The organism is Fibrobacter sp. UWH4, assembly GCF_900142475.1.
GTDB lineage: Bacteria > Fibrobacterota > Fibrobacteria > Fibrobacterales > Fibrobacteraceae > Fibrobacter.
Genome location: NZ_FRAY01000014.1, coordinates 1 through 17,305 on the forward strand (window position 1 = coordinate 1; position 17,305 = coordinate 17,305).

The following is a 17,305-nucleotide window of genomic DNA, read 5'->3' on the forward strand; positions in this document are numbered from 1 at the left end:
AAAACATGAAGAACCTGGTCGAAGAAATCCTGAAGGATACCCCGCTCCAGAAGAAGTAACCGTCACCAATACTCCTTATATATGATGAAGCCCCGTGCATTGCACGGGGCTTTCCCTTATTCAAATCATTCTCAAAGTTGCTGGCCGCAACGGCCTTACTCAAATTTCCCTAACGGTCGCAGATTCCTGCTTTCCAGAAGCAGCCTCTGTACGCGGCCCAGTTATTTTTTCTTCTTGGACTTGGCTGCGGACTTCTTCTTGTCCTTCATTTCTACACGGCGCGTTCCGGAGCGCAGGCGTTCCCACGGGGCAAACGACGCCATCGGGAAAAAGAAGGAGAAGAACCAGACGCCAAACACAGCAAAATAAAGCAGTGCCCCCGGAATGTTCGAAGTCACGGACGGAGCCTCTTCCGAGGCTTCGGCAGGCATATCGAACGCAATCGATGCAATCAGCAAAAGTGCACCCACCAGCACAGGAGTCATCAGCTGCTTGGCGGCCTTGATCAAAGCTCCCGCCTGCGGGTCCCCGGCCCCCAAATGCTTGCCCGCCACGACAGACAGCACCATGGCCGACGCAAAACCGAAGGCAGAAAGAACAGCCCAAACCAGCCACGAAGGTTCAACCAGCTGCGGCAAAACCGACAGGAGCCCGGTCAAGAACAACCACGAAAGCACGAACGGGAACAGAGCGCACGACACCGAGAGCTTTACAAAAAACAGCATCACCAGGGCGACCAGTGTCAGGATTCCAAACATCGGCAAGGGCATCGATTCGCTACCGCCCATCACGTAAAGCGCTACGAACGAAAGCGCCGCCGACACCACCGAAGCGATCGCGCCGCGAACACCGCCAAAAACGGTAAACATCACGACGCAGGCGATGGCCGCCACGGCAATAAAGCGGGAACTCGACCAGAGGTTCTGCACCGATTCGATATTGGCAAACCACATTCCGAACGATTCAGAAGCCGCAAGCGACGGGGACACCATCTCTTGCCAGTTGGTCGCCACAAAAGAAACGGTCGTCACCACCATCGCGACAACGGCGATCAACCTAAAGCGCAGCATCCATTCCAAAAAAGTCTGAATTTTTCCAGGCTTTTCCCTCAAATCCATAATAATTACCTCGAAATTAAGAGTTTCTGTTTTTTAGTCCAAGTCTTTTTACCCGAAGTCGCCTTCGAAGACACTTCGCTACGAACAACATAATGATAAAGGCCGTTAGCCAACGGGCGTCCATGATTGTCGCGGCCGTCCCAATGCATCACTCCCGAAACAACGTCCTTCAGAACCTTGACAAGTTTACCGTTCTGGTTGTAGATAAAGATATTCACCTTCGACATATCGGGATCCATGACCAGGTTCTTGAAATAGAAGGTCGTCCCCTTCTTGCCCATCGGATTCGGGGCATTAAACACATCGGCAAGGCCCGCTTCCATATTGTCGGTGATTTCGACATTCACGGTCTTAATTTGGACGTTGTCAAGTACATCCATGGCGCGGACGCGGAACACGTACGTTCCCGCCGGATACTGTTCCGCGGTAAAGTTCATGCGCAACTTGGCGCGCTTGGAATTCTGTTCCAGGTACGGCCACGGATGGAACGGATCCTGCACTCCGACCACTTCGAAAGAAATTCCCTCGTCGGCCTGTTCCCTGAAATCAAGCGCAGTAGAATCTTCGATAATCACCTGCAGGCACGCGGGAGTCTGCAACTTGACAGTTTCACCATCAGCAAAGGAAGTCACGTTGTTCCCCATGTAGCAGGACTGAATCTGAATGTTCGGCGGAACCGTATCGTGAAGATCGGCAGCAAACTCAGAAAGTCCTCCGATACTCAGATTCCGCAACCATAGGCGTCCTACACTGCCGCTGTTATTGGAATACGCCCAGGCACTGAATTCTGCCGCCGAATCGCCCGAAGAAATCTTTCGCGGCGTCACGAATTCCGTTTCGAAACGTCCCGACTTCACGGGAACCTTTTCGGAGTACACCAGCGGTCCGTCGTAGAAAATCATCATCGAATCGTTACCGTCCGTTTGGGAACTGGCAACCTGCAAATCCAAGACTTTCTCGATGCGGCCTTCGCGCAAGACCAGGTCAACATAGCCGTCATCCATCCCCGACACGGTTCCCGACAGACGCATCTTGTCGAGAGCCTTGATAGTATCTAGGGTAGAATCGAGAGTCACCTTCAGTTCGCTGCGGGGCATACGGACAACGGGTTCACCCATGAGCACGTAGCGTTCGTTGTTGTAGCGTTGCCTGTTGTACTCGAGCCCCGTCGTATTCCTCTTGGCATTCAAGAAAGCAAGGCCGATTGTAGACGATTCCCGCAGCAGGGCTTCTTCGAGCAGTTCCGTTCCAAAAGCCACATTATACGTCGCAAAAGTTTCGCGGCTCGCCCCCACCGAATTGATAGAACCGGCACTGGGCGCCAACAGGAATTCCTCGGAAAGCGAACGGCCATCTCCTTCGTCAAAACGCCCCACCGTACAGGAGAACGATCCAAGAATCGTATAGCGCCCTTCGTTGTTGATTTTCGAAAGGTAGCTTGGCTTCAGAAGACCTTCGCTAGCCCAGTCCGTCTTGGATCCGTGCCCAAAATAGACCGAGAACAAGGCTCCCTGATTCAAGAAATCCAGCAAGGTTTCAGCCGCATCCTTCTTTTGCCCCGCAGCGTCTTCCACATAATCCAACAAGTAGACCTTTTTCATGTTCCAACGGTAGCCCCGTTCCACAGAAAGGCTGTCGATCATGCGCGCCACCGTTTCCTGGTAACGCGTATGCGGGTCACCGTCCGTGTGCCCGCTATTTACAGCATCATCTGCCGCAAACAGCAAAGAGGATCTCCAGTCCGAATAGTCCATGACTCCGACGGAATCGTAATCCTTGGCCTTCTTGATATACTGCGCGAATTCGGTCACCGAATTCACCGGCAAACGACCCACCGCAATATCCAAATCATATTTGCCATACTGGCAGACTTCTCCCGAATCAAGAATTCCGAAAAAGTCCTCGACAACAGCATCTTCCTTTTCAAACGGAGGAATGTAAGATGTTCCCAAGCGTCCGGTAATGCCCCTATAATCGTAATGGCCTCCACCCGCCAAAAGCACGTACTGCAAATTTGGACAAACGGAGTACACGTAAGAAATGTAATTGCGAATCGCTATCGGCGACACACGGCCACCCGTATAGGAACGATAAATGTCCTGCGCCGAAACGACCGAGGTCGCAAAGGACTGCACCGACGACCCGCCAGAACGGAAGGACGCCAACGCGACCGCAGGTTCCAGGAATTCATCCGGAGCGATAATCAGGTACTCCAGCTTGGAATTCGGACGACTCAAATCCTTAAGCACGCCATCGTTATGGATCGGCAAGGGTTCGACCTTCAAGCCCGAACGGTAGACGCCTTCGCGCACGGCAAGGTAACGCACATCCTCGTCCGACGAGACACTGTCCTTAGCCACGCCACCCGATACCGAAAGCAAACCGACGGGGCGCAAGTCCACGAACTTCATGATCCGCGTTCCCGAAGGGGCCGGCACATTGACAACGCCGGAAACGTTTCCCGGCAACAGCCATTCCGCAGAATCGACAACGGGAGTCCACTGGTACGCCACGGTATAGCCGTCAAAACGGTCGTACTGAAGGTCATTCGGGAGCATGGTCAGCGTATACTGGTTTCCGGATTCAACTAGGCCCGGAGAATCCATTCTGAAATTACCGCCCGGCATCAGCGTCATGTCGAGCCGGTTTACGGTATTCCCGTTGACATCGAACGCAAAACGGATTGACTCCATTCTTGATTCGTAACCTAAACTCGCAAAATCCATTTTCTTGACCTGGTCATTGAGCACGACGGCCGTTCCCGAAAAGATCGAACGATACGGAAAATAGGAAATCGCCACATATTCCTTCCCTCCGGAAACAAGCCCCGGAAGGCGGGAAGTTTCGGTCATGTTCACAGACACCGTCGTCGAATCGAATCGACTATGCCACATCCAGAACCATTCCTTACCCGTCGCCATTTCCCAGTCCAGCGACTTTCCGAAATAGGAATCCCGCAAAAGGGCTTCCTTTTCGGTGCGGACATAGCGCATCCACTTGACATCTTTCCCTTGTCCAGAAGGCGTCTTCACCATATCGCTCAGGCGAAGTCCCTTGCCGGTATCCTTGTAGCCGAACAGGAAATTCTGATAGAAGGAATAAGGCGAATACGAATGGAAGTAATCCATCTTGCCGTTCATAAAGAATTTGTCTTCACGGTCGCAACGTTTCCAGAAAGCATTGCCGTACCCGACAAAGACAAGCGTATCGCCTTCATTGAAAATACCGTCGGGAGAACTTGAATTGTTGCCCGGAGTATGGTCACGAATCTCGATCGGAATTTCAAAGATGCGGTTGGGAATGCGGTCCGCTTCGCCGGGAGCCATATCGGCAAGAGTGTCCGGAGAAGCCCCGTAAAGACAGAGGCGTTCTACGGGAATTCCGTCCAAGTCGCTTTGGCGTTGCAAAAGCAGCAAGGCGGTGCGGATCGTCTTGAAATCCACCGCATACAGGCCATCTTCGCTGAAGGTCGCCACATTCTTGTCGCCCACCTGGATCGATGCGATAAAATTAACGTCCGAAGCAGAACTGCTCGCTTCTTTCCTCAAGGCTTTCATCGCGCCGGAACGCGACACGCCAAAACGGGAGGCGCCTCTTTCGTTCAGCACCCTGGACACGGCTCGCTTGCCGGGATTCACGCCGTTTGCACTCCCCTGGAAGGTAACGCTGATCTTGAACTTCTTGCGGAGCGAAACAGACGAGCCGTTACGCACATACAGCGGAACACGGATATCGGTCATCCACAAGCCATCCCTAAAGAAGGGCGTAGAGACATCGACCGGCATAAAACGGAGCGAATCCGTTCTTCCCATGGGGCCTTCCTTACACAGGGGTTTTCCCAGGGACACCGTCGAGATATCCTTTACTGAAACTTCGGGACGATCCTTTGTCGGAAGCGCCACGCGGTAATAGCGGAAAGGCATCGAGTTGCCGTCTAGGTAAGCGGCCCCTTCGGGGACAAACTTTCCACCACGAGAATCCAATGAATCGCAGCCATGGACCGTCGATTCATAGACCATATCTTCTAGGACAAATCGCGAACGTGAATCTTCTACGACGCGGGCAAAAGAAGGCGTAACGACGACAAGCGCCAGGACTAGGAATGCTAAAAAGGACTTCACCTTTTTAAAATAGCAAATTATCGATTTAGCGGCTGATCAGGAGCTCGGAATAGCCCCTTCCATCCGTCTTGAATTCCACCGTTTCTCCGGACGCCGTTTTCGTCTTGAAAAGGGTCAGCAAAGGCGGGAAATATCCCTGTTTCAAGATGGCATCGAGTTCCTTGCGGTTCATCAGGCACTTCGCATTCCATTCGGGCATGTACCAGTGCCAAGCCTGCCAGTTGAAAATGCTCCGGGTCGACTGCACAAAGGCGCGCAGCATCAGCGAATATTCATACTTGAAATAATCCTCGTATTCACGCAACACCGCTTCTTTTTCGGTAAACGACATCGAGGCGTACCCCGGGTCGATTCGCAGGGGCTCTTCGCCTTTCTTTTCGTAGGTAAAACGCATGCCGCCATTCAAAAGGCGAACCTTCAAGTTGTCCCTGTCTCGGTGGACGAATTCCGTTTCGTTAATTTGTCTATAATCACGTAGAACCACATCGGGCGAAAGCACCGGATTAATCGAAAGCGGAACCGGCTTGGCATCGAGCGAAGGCAACTCGTAGAACAAAATTACTTCGCCAGTTCCCTTGGGCAAGAGGACTGCCGCCAAGGGTTTCGAGCGTTCCGTGATGACCCAGACCATCTCGGGCTTATTCGCGCCCTTGAGCATCGGATCGAGCACACTCATCAGCGAAGGATCCTTCACGCCGTTCACGTCCCATTCCATCCAGGTTCCCGTTCCACCGACGGAATCGAGTGTCGCAAAGAGACGGTCTCCGCTGAAAGGTGCCGCCGACTCCACCGCTCCTAGCACCTTCGCTGCGCCCGCCGTATATCCGGAAGCCTTCCCCGCCTTTTTAACCGGGGCTGCCCAGACACAGGCTACGACGACTAGTACAAGAACTATCGCTTTAAAAAATTTCATAGGAAAACGCTTCACTCGCAACAACTTATTTTAGAAGCCGATCGGCTCGCAGAGGGAGTCGTCAAGACGTGAATACTGCAAGTGGTATTCGCGGTCCAGCCAGTACAGGGCAAGTTTCTTATTGCTCCAGCTTTTCTTGACGGCGGTCGCCTCGACACCCTTCGTAATGAGCGGCACGGTTTCGGTCAAGTCAAGTTTCCAGTCGTTGTCGTCCCATTCGAAAATCATGATCGGGACTTCGGGGCTCTTGGCAAGACCGATGCTTCCACGGTCATTCTTGATCTTGAGGGGGCCCAAGTCCAACTTGGTGAAGTTATGGATGACTCCCGCCTTTGAAAGATACAACCAAAGCATGCGGTCTTCGGGAACCTGCCACAGATGTTCGCGCTCGTAGAGGCGGTAAAGCAGAATGGAATAGACTTCGTAGAACTGGCATGTATCCAGATCTTCGGGCCTGTAGACGCGGGCGTGGTTTTCCAGCGTGTCGAGCCAGTACTCCGAAGAATCGGTCAGCATGGAATAGAGGACCTCGGCAGGAGTGTCTTCGCGGATAGCCGCCATAAAATTGCGGAACATGGCTTCGAGCATCGCCTGCTTGTCGTTTTCGCGGTGCTGCACCTTGGCGTCCTTGACTTCGGCCGATTCACCCAGAGCGGCGTCCGCGAAAGATTCATTACGCGGATTATTCGAGTCTTTGGCCCCGGAAGAGCCTGCACAAGCATTAAAGAAGACTGCGGCACCAACCGCAACCGCCGCAACAATTGTATTTTTCAGTACATGCATCGCGATACCTACCTGAAAATGACTTTGGACGAGCTCCTCCGCGCCTGTAGCCTCAAGGGATTCCAGGGGTCCGGTCCGGGCGGACAACACCGCAACAAGACCAACACCGGAGTTTTGCTCACCTTACGAGATTTCAATTTAGAAATCAAATCCTGCGAAGGAAGGTCCGCTCACGAAAACAAGGTGCATGCACTGCACCGAATGCAGATGGCGCTCGCCCTGCAAATCCGCGAAACTCCAGCCAACCCCGAAATGCCTTTCCCGGGGAGCAACGGGCACCTGCAACCGAGCAACGCCCTTTTTCCGCTGTTCGTCGCGCACGTGTTCGACATCATGGCGACCAAGAACGGCGACACCAAGGCCGCAGCGGCCGCTTTCGGGCTCACCCCGAGCGCACTCGTGAAAATTCTCCGGCAAGACAAGGCCTGCGCCACCAAGCTGCAAGGCAACCGCAAGCAAAACGGGCAGAAAGCCCTGAAACTGTAGAAAGTTCGGAGTTGGTAGAACTTAGTTGGTAGAGCTTAGGTTAATTCGGAATTCGGATTTCAGAATTCGGAGTTGATTGATACTTAAGTAGGATGTTTAGAGTTTAGAAGCAGTTTGCTGAGGCTAAAGGCTGGCCGCTAAGCGAGCATTCGTCGGTCGAAGACCGAGGCCATGCGAGCGTGCGGAGCAGACTGAGCCGAGGAAAAGAGGCGTTCACATCGTTTAAAAATTATTTTACACTGTTTTGAACGAAAAACAGGGGTAAAATCCATACGATTTTTTTGAAACTTACGTGTATAGAGTAGGACATCTCAACCAATGGAGGTAAAATGAGTCCTATTCTGAAAAAATACATCACCATCGCCACCCTGTTCCTGTGCGTATGCACCCTCTGGAACTGCGGCAACCACTCCACCGAATCCAGCTCCGCCGCAAGCGCTACGGCCGAAGGGAACACCGCCAATGTTTCGCTTCACCTGCAATACAGCATCCCGCCGCTCCTGGACAGCCTCGTGCTGGACTGCTACGGCACCGACACGCTGCACTACGTGCATTCCGCCGACAACCCTAACTTCAGTCTGGAACTTTTCCCGAGCGACAGCTGGAACTTCAAGGCGAAGATCTACGCGAACGGCGCCTTGATGCAGATGGGCGAACTGGAAACCAGTCTCACTGCAGGAACCACGGTGAGCCTGGCGATCCAGATGCACCCGGTCGTAGGATTCGTCTTCGTAGAAATTCCGCTCGGGCTCAAGAACGACGCGGGAATCACAGGAGGTTCGATGAAGCTGAAATCGTCAACCGACCAGTACGAATTCCCCATGGAAATGACTGTAGACGGAGCAATCTTCAAGAGCGACATGCTCAAGCTCGGTTGCGAATACGAGCTGGAAATTCTGCTCCTCAACCAAGAAGGAATGGCCATCTACAGCGTTACGGACAAATTCACGCTTACTGAAGACAGCCCCGTCCCCGAACTCACGCTGAACTCGCTCCGTAGCCAGGTCGCGCTTGCCATCAAGGCCGCCGAGGAACGCCGCATCGAAATCACGATACCCCTGAAGGCGGGCTACCGCAAGCCAAGGGTTGACGATTTGCTGATTACGGAATTTTACACCAGTGCAGCAAAAACAGATACGACTCAATACGAGTTTATCGAGATCTACAACGGAAGTACGGACACACTTATTTTAGATGATTGCGCTATTGGGGCGACCAGTAACAGCGCCATCCGCTACCTGCCCCTGACCACCAGCGAAATCGCCCCTCGTCAGGTACTGGTCTTGGGAGACGCCACCAAGGACATCACTCCACCCCTCCATATCAACACGGAAAGCTGGAACGATATCACCAACTCAAGGGGAAGCATCGTCCTAAAATGTGACGGAGAATCGCTTGATTCTCTATACTATGCTCCCGATACAGATTCATTACATGCGCAAGTGGTTCCAAGCGCAAACTCAAAAAACGGCATCAGCACCCAGCTGAATATCGAACAATGGAAAAGCCGTAGGGATTCTACGGCCTGGAGTCTCGGAAAACCCACCCCCGGTGAGTTGAATTAGGCGTGAATCTGCGTATTGGCGCGTTCGACATCGAACAGCCTGCGCAGAAGTTCCGTACGCATCGGATCGCGTTCTTCGGGAAGAGTCAGGGGACCCATGTTCAGGGCGACCAGAATGGAACCCGGATAATTGTTCGCACTCTTGATAAAGTCGCTCGAAGAAACGCCTTCGGTGTAGAAATCCACGACAAAAGTATCCCAGTCGTCGTTTTCGAGCTGTTCCTGGGCTTCGGCTTCGGTCTTGACCGCCTTGATGGTCGCACCCACCAGAAGGTCCGTCAGCACTTCGAGGCAGGCATCGCGGTGGGAATCATCTTCTTCCCAGATCAGGATGCGGCGGTCGCTGTAGTCGCGGACTTGAGGAGCCTGGCTGAGGCTTTCTTCAGAATCGAACATCTGAAGGGCGGCTTCATCCATTTCTTCATCATCAAAATTATCGATTTCTTTTGCCATAGTACCCCAAATATAGTAAACTTGGGCCCCAAACATTGCCATAATCGCTCAGAATTTCTAAATTTGCGCCCAAAAATAAACGTCAATCAAAAGAGCCATTATGGATACATCTAAAATCAGAAACGTCGCCATTATCGCCCACGTTGACCACGGTAAGACTACCCTGGTGGACCAGCTCCTCAAGCAGTGCGGAACCTTCCACGAAAACGAAGAAGTGAACGAACGCGTGATGGACTCTGACAACCTGGAACGTGAACGCGGCATCACCATCCTTTCCAAGAACACGAGCGTCATGTACAAGGGCTATCGCGTGAACATCGTCGATACCCCGGGGCACGCCGACTTCGGCGGCCAGGTGGAACGCGTTCTGGGTACGGTGGACGGCGTTATCCTGGTGGTGGACGCATTCGAAGGCCCCATGGCCCAGACCCGTTTCGTGACCCAGAAGGCCCTTGAAATGGGACTTATTCCTATCGTCGTCGTGAACAAGATCGACCGCGACGGCTGCAACCCGCACGCCGCTCTTGACAAGGTGTTCGACCTGTTCTGCGAACTCGACGCCAACGAACAGCAGCTGGACTTCGACAAGGTGTTCGGTTCTGGCCGTAAGGGCATCTGCAAGGCCGAAATGGAAGACCCCGATGGCGACTTCCACATTTTGATGGACAAGATTATCGAACGCATCCCGGCCCCGAAGGGCGATCCGGCTGCAGAACCGCTTCTGCAGATTGCATCGCTTGAATACTCGGGCTTCCTCGGCCGCTTGGCCGTGGGCCGCATGCAGCAGGGAACCTTCAAGCCGAACATGACCGTTGCCCAGGCCATGACGGACGGCAAGGTGAAAAACATCCGCATCCAGAAGATTCTGCGCTACGAAGGCCTGACCCCGCAGCCGATCGAAGAAGCGGGCCCCGGCGACATCATCTTGATTGCCGGTCTCGACAACTTCGACATCGGTGACACCCTTTCTTCTACGAACAATCCGGTGCACCTCCCCCGCATCCACATTGACCCGCCGACCATCTCTATGCTCTTCACCGTGAACACCTCGCCCCTGGCCGGCAAGTACGGTGGAAAGTTCATGACGGGTAACCAGCTCCAGGAACGTCTGGAACGCGCCCACATGGCAGACCCCGCCCTCTTGGTCGAAAAGGTCGACGGTGCATCCACCTTCAAGGTGTCCGGTCGTGGTATTCTCCACCTCACCATCCTCGTCGAAAACATGCGTCGTGAACTCTACGAATTCACCATCGGGAGCCCGCAGGTAATTTTCAAGAACGACGAAAACGGCAAGCTCCTCGAACCGATCGAAGAATTCAAGGTCGAAGTGCCGAACGAATTCAGCGGCGCCTGCATCCAGGAAATCAACACCCGTAAGGGCGAAATGGTCAACATGACCACCGACGAAAACGACCGCGTCACTCTCGAATACCTCGTTCCGAGCCGTGGCCTTATCGGTATCCGTCCGAAGCTCCTTTCCCTCTCCAAGGGTTATGCCGTCAGCCAGTCCATCTTCAAGGACTACGAACCGTACAAGGGCGAAATTCCGGCCCGCGTGAACGGCGTGCTCATCGCGAAGGAACCGGGCGAAGCTGCAAGCTATGCTCTTTCCAACCTGGAAGACCGCGGCTACCTCATCATCGGACCGGGTGCCGAAGTTTATCCGGGCATGATCGTGGGTGAACACAACCGCGACGTCGACATCATCGTGAACGTCACCAAGGGTAAGCACCTCACCAACATGCGCTCCAAGTCCGCCGACGACATGATCCAGCTGACTCCGTACCGCCGCCTGACTTTGGAAGAATGCGTTACCTTCATCAACGAAGACGAATGCATCGAAGTCACGCCGGAAGTGCTGCGCCTCCGCAAGACCGAGCTCGACCCGATCAAGCGCAAGCAGCTCTCCAAGCGCCCCGCTGAAGAAGACTAAGAGACTAGGGTGGGCTCCCGCCCTCCCTAAGGCCCTCCCTACACGACCAAACATTCGTTTGTTCGTGAGTCGTCAGTTCCTGACGACCTAAATTCGAATTCCGGAGTAAAAAATTCAAAAGCCTCGCTAATTGCGAGGCTTTATTTGTTATGTATTTCTGGAACGGGTTTCATACCCCACCTACGCACACAGATCCATCAGGTCGTAATACATAAGACGTGTATGCGGATCATGGTCTTCTACATTCATGAAGCGAAATCCGTTCTTCTCGTAAAAGGGAATTGCCTCCAAATACGCATCAACAGTCAGGAATCGGCATCCCGTCTTGTTCTCGAATACAAACATAGACTTGATGTAATCCAAGACCGTCGTACCAATCTGTTGACCTTTGGCAGATTCGTCCACACCCAGACGGCATAGCTTTACCGCAGGATAACTCTTCAAACGCTTTTCGTTAGGAAATCCCTGCTTTTTGCGGAAACGGTTAAACTCCGTTTTATCCTTGAAATCTCCGACGGCCACCTTGTCATTCGCCAAACTGCAATAAGCCAACATCCGCCCTGTTTCGGCGTCAGCACAAGCGTAACTCACGGCTAACAAATGCTTTTGGAATCCCGACGCACGATTTTGAATAAAGTCATCTAAATCGGGGTCGCCGCAGCGAAAATCTTTAACGGAATAAAACGGCTGTAACCGAATAAAACTTAGCTTTTCTTTTTCTACACATGCTTGAACCACGGATCAAAACCTCCATTGGCTTCTTCACGGGCACGCTGTTCGGCCATACCACGCTCATAAGCTTTTTTCATCAGTTCGTAGTTCCGCAAGCGGCGGGCACGAACTTCTGGAGGTTCGGGGCGACGTTCCTGCATCGCAGCAAGAAAACGGCGAGCATCTTCACCAAAGAGTATAGGAGTTTCACGAATGGGTCTGGCCATAGCTTTGTCCTTTGTCTATCTCATATAAGTAACGGATATATTAACTATGGAGCATCACTAGACAGGTGAAACCCGGCAACACACTTCTACGGTGGTGTCTATAATATAAAATGTTCTAATTCCAAAAGCAAGGGGTTGCATGTTGGACCGTGCATTTTGTCAACAGTAGTTTGCAAAATGAAAATTAATTTTCAAAATTAAGAGCAGGCTTTTTGACAGGCAGAGCAAGATTATTCTTCGTCTTTGACGCAACGAATAGACTCGATTTTTACATTCCAACTTGGAATATAAAAATCCAAAAAACAGCAAAGCCAGGATATAAATCCTGGCTGAACATCCGCGTTAGTCCGTGAAAAAATTTCAAACAAATCCCAGCCGGCCTTCCCCGCTCCGGAGAAATTCATTCATGTAATTTTTGGCGATTTCGCATGCTGTCGGAACATCTTTGCCAAGGGCAACGTTTGCAAGAATTGCTGAACTCAGCACGCAGCCGGTGCCGTGCTTGCCCTTGCCGGGGAGCCGCGGACTCCGGAACTTGTATTGTTCATCTTTGTACCACAAGGTATCGATTGATTCCTTGCCGTGAGCATGACCGCCTTTTAGCAGCACCGCAAAATCATGACCCATACGGATTTCACCGCGGGATTCCGCAAGTCCGAGCCCCAGATAGCTGTACTCATCCTGATTCGGTGTCACGAGGTCAATCGACTTCATAATCGGCAGGAACTTTTCTGCATCGCGCATAAAGTGGAAGCCAGCAGAAGCGCTTGCAATGGGGTCCCACACGATGAATGCATCTGGCGACTTTTCACGGACAAATTCAACGATACGTTTCAAGGTGCGCGACTTTTCCACAAGTCCAATTTTCACGAACTTGAAGGTATGCTTTCTAAAAAGGGTTTCGAGCTGGGCCTCGATGCGGTCCCAAATGACCCAACCGGGAGCCACGAATTCCTCTTCGTTCTGCTGCGTGAGCGCGGTGCAGACCGCCTGACCGTACACGCCGAAATGCGCCATCGTCTTGATGTCCGAGATAAAGCCCGCCCCGGCAGAACCGTCAAAGCCCGCCACCGTCAAAGCATGTATCAATTTTTCACCCATATTTTACCCATTCCTTTTTTGCCCAAACACCCACTCCGCCGCATTCCTCACTCGCTCGGCTCGGTCATAGGCAAGCAAGCTTGCCCGCGACGCTCGCCTTATGCGATGTTGAGCGATTGCTCGCGGATGCATTCAACTTCGTTCTTCAGTTCAATGGCGAGCGCGGCGATGTCGGCACTCTGGCACTTGGTGCCAAGGGTGTTGGCTTCGCGGCCCATTTCTTGCAGAATGAAACCGAGGTTCTTGCCCTGGGCGCCGCCTTCCTTGAGAGCGTTCAGGAACAACTTATTGTGGCTGCGGAAACGCGTGATTTCTTCGTGGATGTCGAGTTTGTCGGCCATGATGCAGGCTTCCTGCAGCAGGCGTACATCGTCGATTTCGCTATCCTTCAGGAGCACGTTGATGCGCTCCTTGAACTTGTCTTTCCAGACTTCGATGCGCTGGGGGTCGAGGACTTCGATTTTGTCGAGAACGGCGTTCAAGTGATTCACGCGGCCTTCGAGATCTCGGGCGAGGTTTGCGCCTTCCTTGGCACGCATTTCGTTCACTTGGTCAAGAGCCTTGTCGAGTTCCGCTGCCAAATGTTTTTCGAGCGCTTCAGAGTCCGCATCGGCGTCAGTAAACTGCAGCACTTCGGGGAGTGCAAGTACGTGTTCCAGCTTGATTTCGCCCGTAATACCGAATTTCTTTTGCATAGTGCGCGTGATGTCGACGAACTTGGCAATGGCAGCTTCGTTATAGGAAACCGGAATGTTTCCGCCGGTGCCTGCACCGAGCGTCACGCTAAAGATAACCGAACCGCGGACCAGTTTGTCCTTGATTTGGTTCTTGAAGCTGTTTTCGAGGTAGGCAAGGTTCTTGGGCAACTTGCAGGAGATGTCCAAGAAGCGGTTGTTTACGCTGCGGACTTCAATCACGCAGCTTGCGCCCTGGTACATGGACTCGCTTTTTCCAAACCCCGTCATCGATAAAATAGCCATATTCAATCCTTTTGCATTCATTAATAGATTGCTTCGTCACTGCGTTCCTCGCAATGACGTTGCAACTATTTCTTGCTCACCATTGCAATTACATGTTCTGCGCCGAAGTTTGCAAAACCGATCGCGGTCAGGAACTTGCTGAGCTTGTGTTCGTTCTGGTAGCTGATGGTTTCAATTTTCAAGCCTTCCTTGTCGCAAAGGGTGTGGAAATCCTTTACGGTCAAGAGGCGGATGTTCGGCGTGTCATACCATTCGTAAGGGAGTTCCTTCGATTTCGGCATGCGTCCGTGCAGCATCAGGCTTCCGCGGGTTGTCCAGTGACCGAAATTCGGGAAGGTCACGATAGCTCGCTTGGCGACACGCAGAAGTTCGTTCAAGAGGGCGACCGGGTCGCGGATTTCTTGAATGGTGCGGTTGATGATGGCGTAATCGAAGCTTCCGTCCTTGAAGTCGCTGATTCCGCTTTCGTCGAGGTCGCGCTGGATGACGGGCACATCGTTTTCAAGGCAATCCATGATGCTCTTGAAGTTGCGTTCGATGCCGAGGACTTCAACATGCTTTTTCTTGTTCAAGAAATCAAGAAGTTCGCCGTTACCGCAGCCGAGGTCGAGCACCTTGCTGTTTTCCTTGACAAGGCTTCCGATGTAGTCGAAGTCTTCGGTGTCGTGGAATACCGGCATCACCTGCGTATCCGTCGCGGTCGGGATAATTTTACTGTCAAGGAAACGGCCTACGGCCTTTCCGAGGTCACCGACTTCGATAAGGAAACCATCGTGGCCAAATTGAGTATCGAGCTCAAGGCTTGTAACCGTTTTACCTGCATTCAAGAGGGCGCTTGTAATACGACGCGATTCGTGCGGCGGGAAAAGCCAGTCTGTACTCAGGTTCACGTTCAGGAATTCCGCCTTCACGCCCTTGAATGCGTTTTCAAGAGAACCGTATTCGGTTTCCAAGTCAAAGCTGTCGGTCGCGTGTGCAATATGCAGGTAGCTGTTGGCGTCGAAGCGGTCTACGAATTTGGCACCCTGGTAGCGCAGGTAGCTTTCGAGCGGAAGGTTCAAATCGAAAGGTGTGCTGTAGGTGACGGCGTGGTTACGGCTTTCTTGGTCCTGGGCGCGTTTGAATTTCTGTTCCATGCCCACGGCGCTGAGGTAGGTAATGTGCGCCAACTTGCGGGCATTCGAAAGACCGACATCAGGGTGAGCCGATTCGTAGTAGTCGCCGCCGTTAAAATTCGGGTCTTGGGTAATCACGTCGCGGGCGACGATTTCAAAACCGAGAGCCTGGCTGCTGAATCGCGGAGAGCTTGCAATCACGATGCAGCGGCGCACGAGATCCGGATAGTAGATGGCCCACTTCATCGCCTGGAAACCACCCATGGAACCTCCAATCACGCAGCAGAGCTGATCGATGCCGAGTCCCTTGGCGAGTTCACGCTGGGCGTTCACCATGTCGCCGATGGTAATCATCGGGAAGGTACTGCCGTAGGGCTTGCCGGTGCGCGGGTTAATGCTAGCCGGGCCAGTAGTGCCCTTGCAACCACCTAAAATGTTACTGCAAACGACAAAGAACTTGTCCGTATCGACCGGTTTTCCGGGGCCAATCAGGGCATCCCACCAACCGGGTTTCTTATCGTTTTCGGTATAGTATCCTGCCACGTGGGCATCTGCCGTCAACGGGGAACACACCCAGACCACGTTGTTCTTGTCTGCGTTCAAAGTTCCGTATGTTTCGTAACGGATCGTCAGCGCCGGGAGCGTCTTGCCACACTCCAACATAAAGCCCTGTTCACCATAATCCTTTTCAAAGGTCTGGGGAACTACGGGACCGACGCTGTTTTTATGCAAAAATTCACTCATACGCATAAATTTAAAAAAAAAGGACTAAATAGGAAGATTTTACGGAGTATAAGCCTCCTGTAAAAACCATTATGCGCACAAGGTATAGAAAAAACCTATAATAAGTTATAGGAACATATTTCAGCGAGTCAAACCCAGCTCCATTTTCATAAAAATCCACTACAATCAGACTTGTCGGGGCTTTCCCGTCCAGCCGAGTTTTTCACGAAGGGCGCCAACGAATCCCGTATGGCGCATTCGGATAAAAGTCGTCACCGACTTACTTTCGGAAAGAGTCACGATATCGTCCGGTTTCAACACGATTGTCGTACGCCCGTCGAAAACCAAATCCAGCGGACCGTCAACTGCCGACTTCATCTGCAATTTCTTGGACGAAAGCGACAGCACCAGCGGGCGCACCGAAAGACTGCTCGGCGCCACAGGAGTCAGCACCACGGCAGGAGTCGCCGGATGGATAATCGGGCCGCCGGCCGCCAAGTTGTAAGCGGTAGAACCCGTCGGCGTAGAAACAAGCAGAGAATCCGCCCAATAATCCGTAAGGGCGGTACCGTTGTAGGCAACACTCACGTTCACCATGCGCTCGGGTGCGTGCGCACGCACATGCACCTCGTTCAACACCGTCTGCTTGGCGACCTGTTTTTTGCCATGGTAAACGACCGCATCGATCATCATGCGCTCGCGGGTCGAAAAGTCTCCCGCAAACAAGCTATCCAAGGTCTGTGTAAGGTCCTCGACACGCGTCTCCGCCAAAAATCCGACTCGACCCGCGTTCACGCCCAGAATGGGCGTGTCGTGCCCGAGCGCCATATGCGCCGCCGAAAGCACCGTACCGTCCCCGCCGATAGCAAGCAGCAAGTCCGACTTGCAAAGAGCACTTTCCTTGACCACCTTGATCGGCTTACGGGCGATTCCCTTCAGGTTTTCCAGAGCGCAAAATTTCACCTGCGGATGCGCCGTCGCCCACGCCGAAATCACGTCGAGCGCAAGCGCCAAATCAGGGCTCTTGTCTTTCCAGCCCACGATGCCAATTGTCCGAAAGTGAAAGTCCTTTTTCAT

At 52.7% G+C, this 17,305-nt stretch carries 14 protein-coding genes; 3 read left to right on the top strand and 11 right to left on the bottom strand.

Annotated features, from left to right (window positions below):
• Positions 1-221: 221 nt before the first annotated feature.
• From BUA93_RS15000 to BUA93_RS15015, 4 genes are read right to left on the bottom strand one after another with little or no spacing between them, the layout of a single operon-like run.
• On the bottom strand, positions 222-1,118 hold the full coding sequence (locus tag BUA93_RS15000; protein ID WP_072980784.1) for a hypothetical protein: 897 nt from the start codon (positions 1,116-1,118) through the stop codon (positions 222-224).
• A gap of 5 nt (positions 1,119-1,123) precedes the next feature.
• Positions 1,124-5,239, bottom strand: a complete 4,116-nt coding sequence (locus BUA93_RS15005) for a C25 family cysteine peptidase (protein ID WP_072980786.1) — start codon at positions 5,237-5,239, stop codon at positions 1,124-1,126.
• 25 nt (positions 5,240-5,264) lie between these two features.
• A complete protein-coding gene (locus BUA93_RS15010) occupies positions 5,265-6,152 on the bottom strand; it encodes a hypothetical protein (RefSeq protein WP_072980787.1) in 888 nt (295 codons plus the stop codon).
• Between the two features lie 30 nt (positions 6,153-6,182).
• Positions 6,183-6,935, bottom strand: coding sequence for a hypothetical protein (locus tag BUA93_RS15015; RefSeq protein WP_072980789.1), 753 nt, complete (start codon positions 6,933-6,935; stop codon positions 6,183-6,185).
• On the opposite strand from BUA93_RS15015, the gene BUA93_RS15020 reads away from it, so the two are divergent.
• On the top strand, positions 6,930-7,421 hold the full coding sequence (locus BUA93_RS15020; RefSeq protein WP_072980791.1) for a peptide chain release factor family protein: 492 nt from the start codon (positions 6,930-6,932) through the stop codon (positions 7,419-7,421). The genes BUA93_RS15015 and BUA93_RS15020 overlap by 6 nt on opposite strands.
• 329 nt (positions 7,422-7,750) lie before the next feature.
• Complete coding sequence (locus tag BUA93_RS15025) at positions 7,751-8,986, top strand: lamin tail domain-containing protein (RefSeq protein WP_072980793.1); 1,236 nt, start codon at positions 7,751-7,753, stop codon at positions 8,984-8,986.
• Here BUA93_RS15025 and BUA93_RS15030 read toward each other — a convergent pair.
• Complete coding sequence (locus tag BUA93_RS15030) at positions 8,983-9,438, bottom strand: hypothetical protein (RefSeq protein WP_139258120.1); 456 nt, start codon at positions 9,436-9,438, stop codon at positions 8,983-8,985. The two genes, BUA93_RS15025 and BUA93_RS15030, sit on opposite strands and share 4 nt — an antisense overlap.
• A 100-nt stretch (positions 9,439-9,538) precedes the next feature.
• Between BUA93_RS15030 and typA the strand changes: the two genes are divergently transcribed.
• The gene (typA, locus tag BUA93_RS15035; protein WP_072980797.1) at positions 9,539-11,371 is read left to right on the top strand and encodes a translational GTPase TypA; all 1,833 of its coding nucleotides are present in this window, start codon (positions 9,539-9,541) and stop codon (positions 11,369-11,371) included.
• Positions 11,372-11,551: 180 nt separating this feature from the next.
• On the opposite strand, the gene BUA93_RS15040 is transcribed toward typA, so the two are convergent.
• From BUA93_RS15040 to BUA93_RS15065, 6 genes are all read right to left on the bottom strand, one after another.
• Positions 11,552-12,109: a GNAT family N-acetyltransferase gene (locus BUA93_RS15040; protein WP_072980799.1), complete on the bottom strand. Its 558-nt coding sequence runs from the start codon at positions 12,107-12,109 to the stop codon at positions 11,552-11,554.
• Positions 12,091-12,309 carry a hypothetical protein gene (locus tag BUA93_RS15045; protein WP_072980801.1) on the bottom strand — a complete coding sequence of 73 codons (219 nt, stop codon included), beginning with the start codon at positions 12,307-12,309 and terminating at the stop codon, positions 12,091-12,093. Before BUA93_RS15045 ends, BUA93_RS15040 begins: the two co-directional genes overlap by 19 nt.
• A gap of 360 nt (positions 12,310-12,669) precedes the next feature.
• Positions 12,670-13,410 carry a hydroxymethylpyrimidine/phosphomethylpyrimidine kinase gene (locus BUA93_RS15050; RefSeq protein ID WP_072980802.1) on the bottom strand — a complete coding sequence of 247 codons (741 nt, stop codon included), beginning with the start codon at positions 13,408-13,410 and terminating at the stop codon, positions 12,670-12,672.
• Positions 13,411-13,508: 98 nt separating this feature from the next.
• Entirely contained in the window at positions 13,509-14,390 is an 882-nt protein-coding gene (locus BUA93_RS15055) for a YicC/YloC family endoribonuclease (protein WP_072980804.1), read from the bottom strand.
• A 65-nt stretch (positions 14,391-14,455) separates the two neighbouring features.
• A complete protein-coding gene (locus BUA93_RS15060) occupies positions 14,456-16,249 on the bottom strand; it encodes a homoserine O-acetyltransferase MetX (RefSeq protein WP_254794010.1) in 1,794 nt (597 codons plus the stop codon).
• Between the two features lie 165 nt (positions 16,250-16,414).
• Positions 16,415-17,305 (bottom strand): NAD(+)/NADH kinase, encoded by an 891-nt coding sequence (locus BUA93_RS15065; protein ID WP_072980806.1) that lies wholly within the window; start codon positions 17,303-17,305, stop codon positions 16,415-16,417.

What these genes read in the sequence shown, in the direction of transcription:
- BUA93_RS15045 (WP_072980801.1), bottom strand. Translation starts at nt 12,309, where the DNA reads ATGGCCAGACCCATTCGTGAAACTCCTATACTCTTTGGTGAAGATGCT.
- BUA93_RS15020 (WP_072980791.1), top strand. Translation starts at nt 6,930, where the DNA reads ATGCATCGCGATACCTACCTGAAAATGACTTTGGACGAGCTCCTCCGC.
- BUA93_RS15000 (WP_072980784.1), bottom strand. Translation starts at nt 1,118, where the DNA reads ATGGATTTGAGGGAAAAGCCTGGAAAAATTCAGACTTTTTTGGAATGG.
- BUA93_RS15060 (WP_254794010.1), bottom strand. Translation starts at nt 16,249, where the DNA reads ATGAGTGAATTTTTGCATAAAAACAGCGTCGGTCCCGTAGTTCCCCAG.
- BUA93_RS15055 (WP_072980804.1), bottom strand. Translation starts at nt 14,390, where the DNA reads ATGGCTATTTTATCGATGACGGGGTTTGGAAAAAGCGAGTCCATGTAC.
- BUA93_RS15010 (WP_072980787.1), bottom strand. Translation starts at nt 6,152, where the DNA reads ATGAAATTTTTTAAAGCGATAGTTCTTGTACTAGTCGTCGTAGCCTGT.
- typA (WP_072980797.1), top strand. Translation starts at nt 9,539, where the DNA reads ATGGATACATCTAAAATCAGAAACGTCGCCATTATCGCCCACGTTGAC.
- BUA93_RS15025 (WP_072980793.1), top strand. Translation starts at nt 7,751, where the DNA reads ATGAGTCCTATTCTGAAAAAATACATCACCATCGCCACCCTGTTCCTG.
- BUA93_RS15065 (WP_072980806.1), bottom strand. Translation starts at nt 17,305, where the DNA reads ATGAAAAAGGACTTTCACTTTCGGACAATTGGCATCGTGGGCTGGAAA.
- BUA93_RS15030 (WP_139258120.1), bottom strand. Translation starts at nt 9,438, where the DNA reads ATGGCAAAAGAAATCGATAATTTTGATGATGAAGAAATGGATGAAGCC.
- BUA93_RS15050 (WP_072980802.1), bottom strand. Translation starts at nt 13,410, where the DNA reads ATGGGTGAAAAATTGATACATGCTTTGACGGTGGCGGGCTTTGACGGT.
- BUA93_RS15015 (WP_072980789.1), bottom strand. Translation starts at nt 6,935, where the DNA reads ATGCATGTACTGAAAAATACAATTGTTGCGGCGGTTGCGGTTGGTGCC.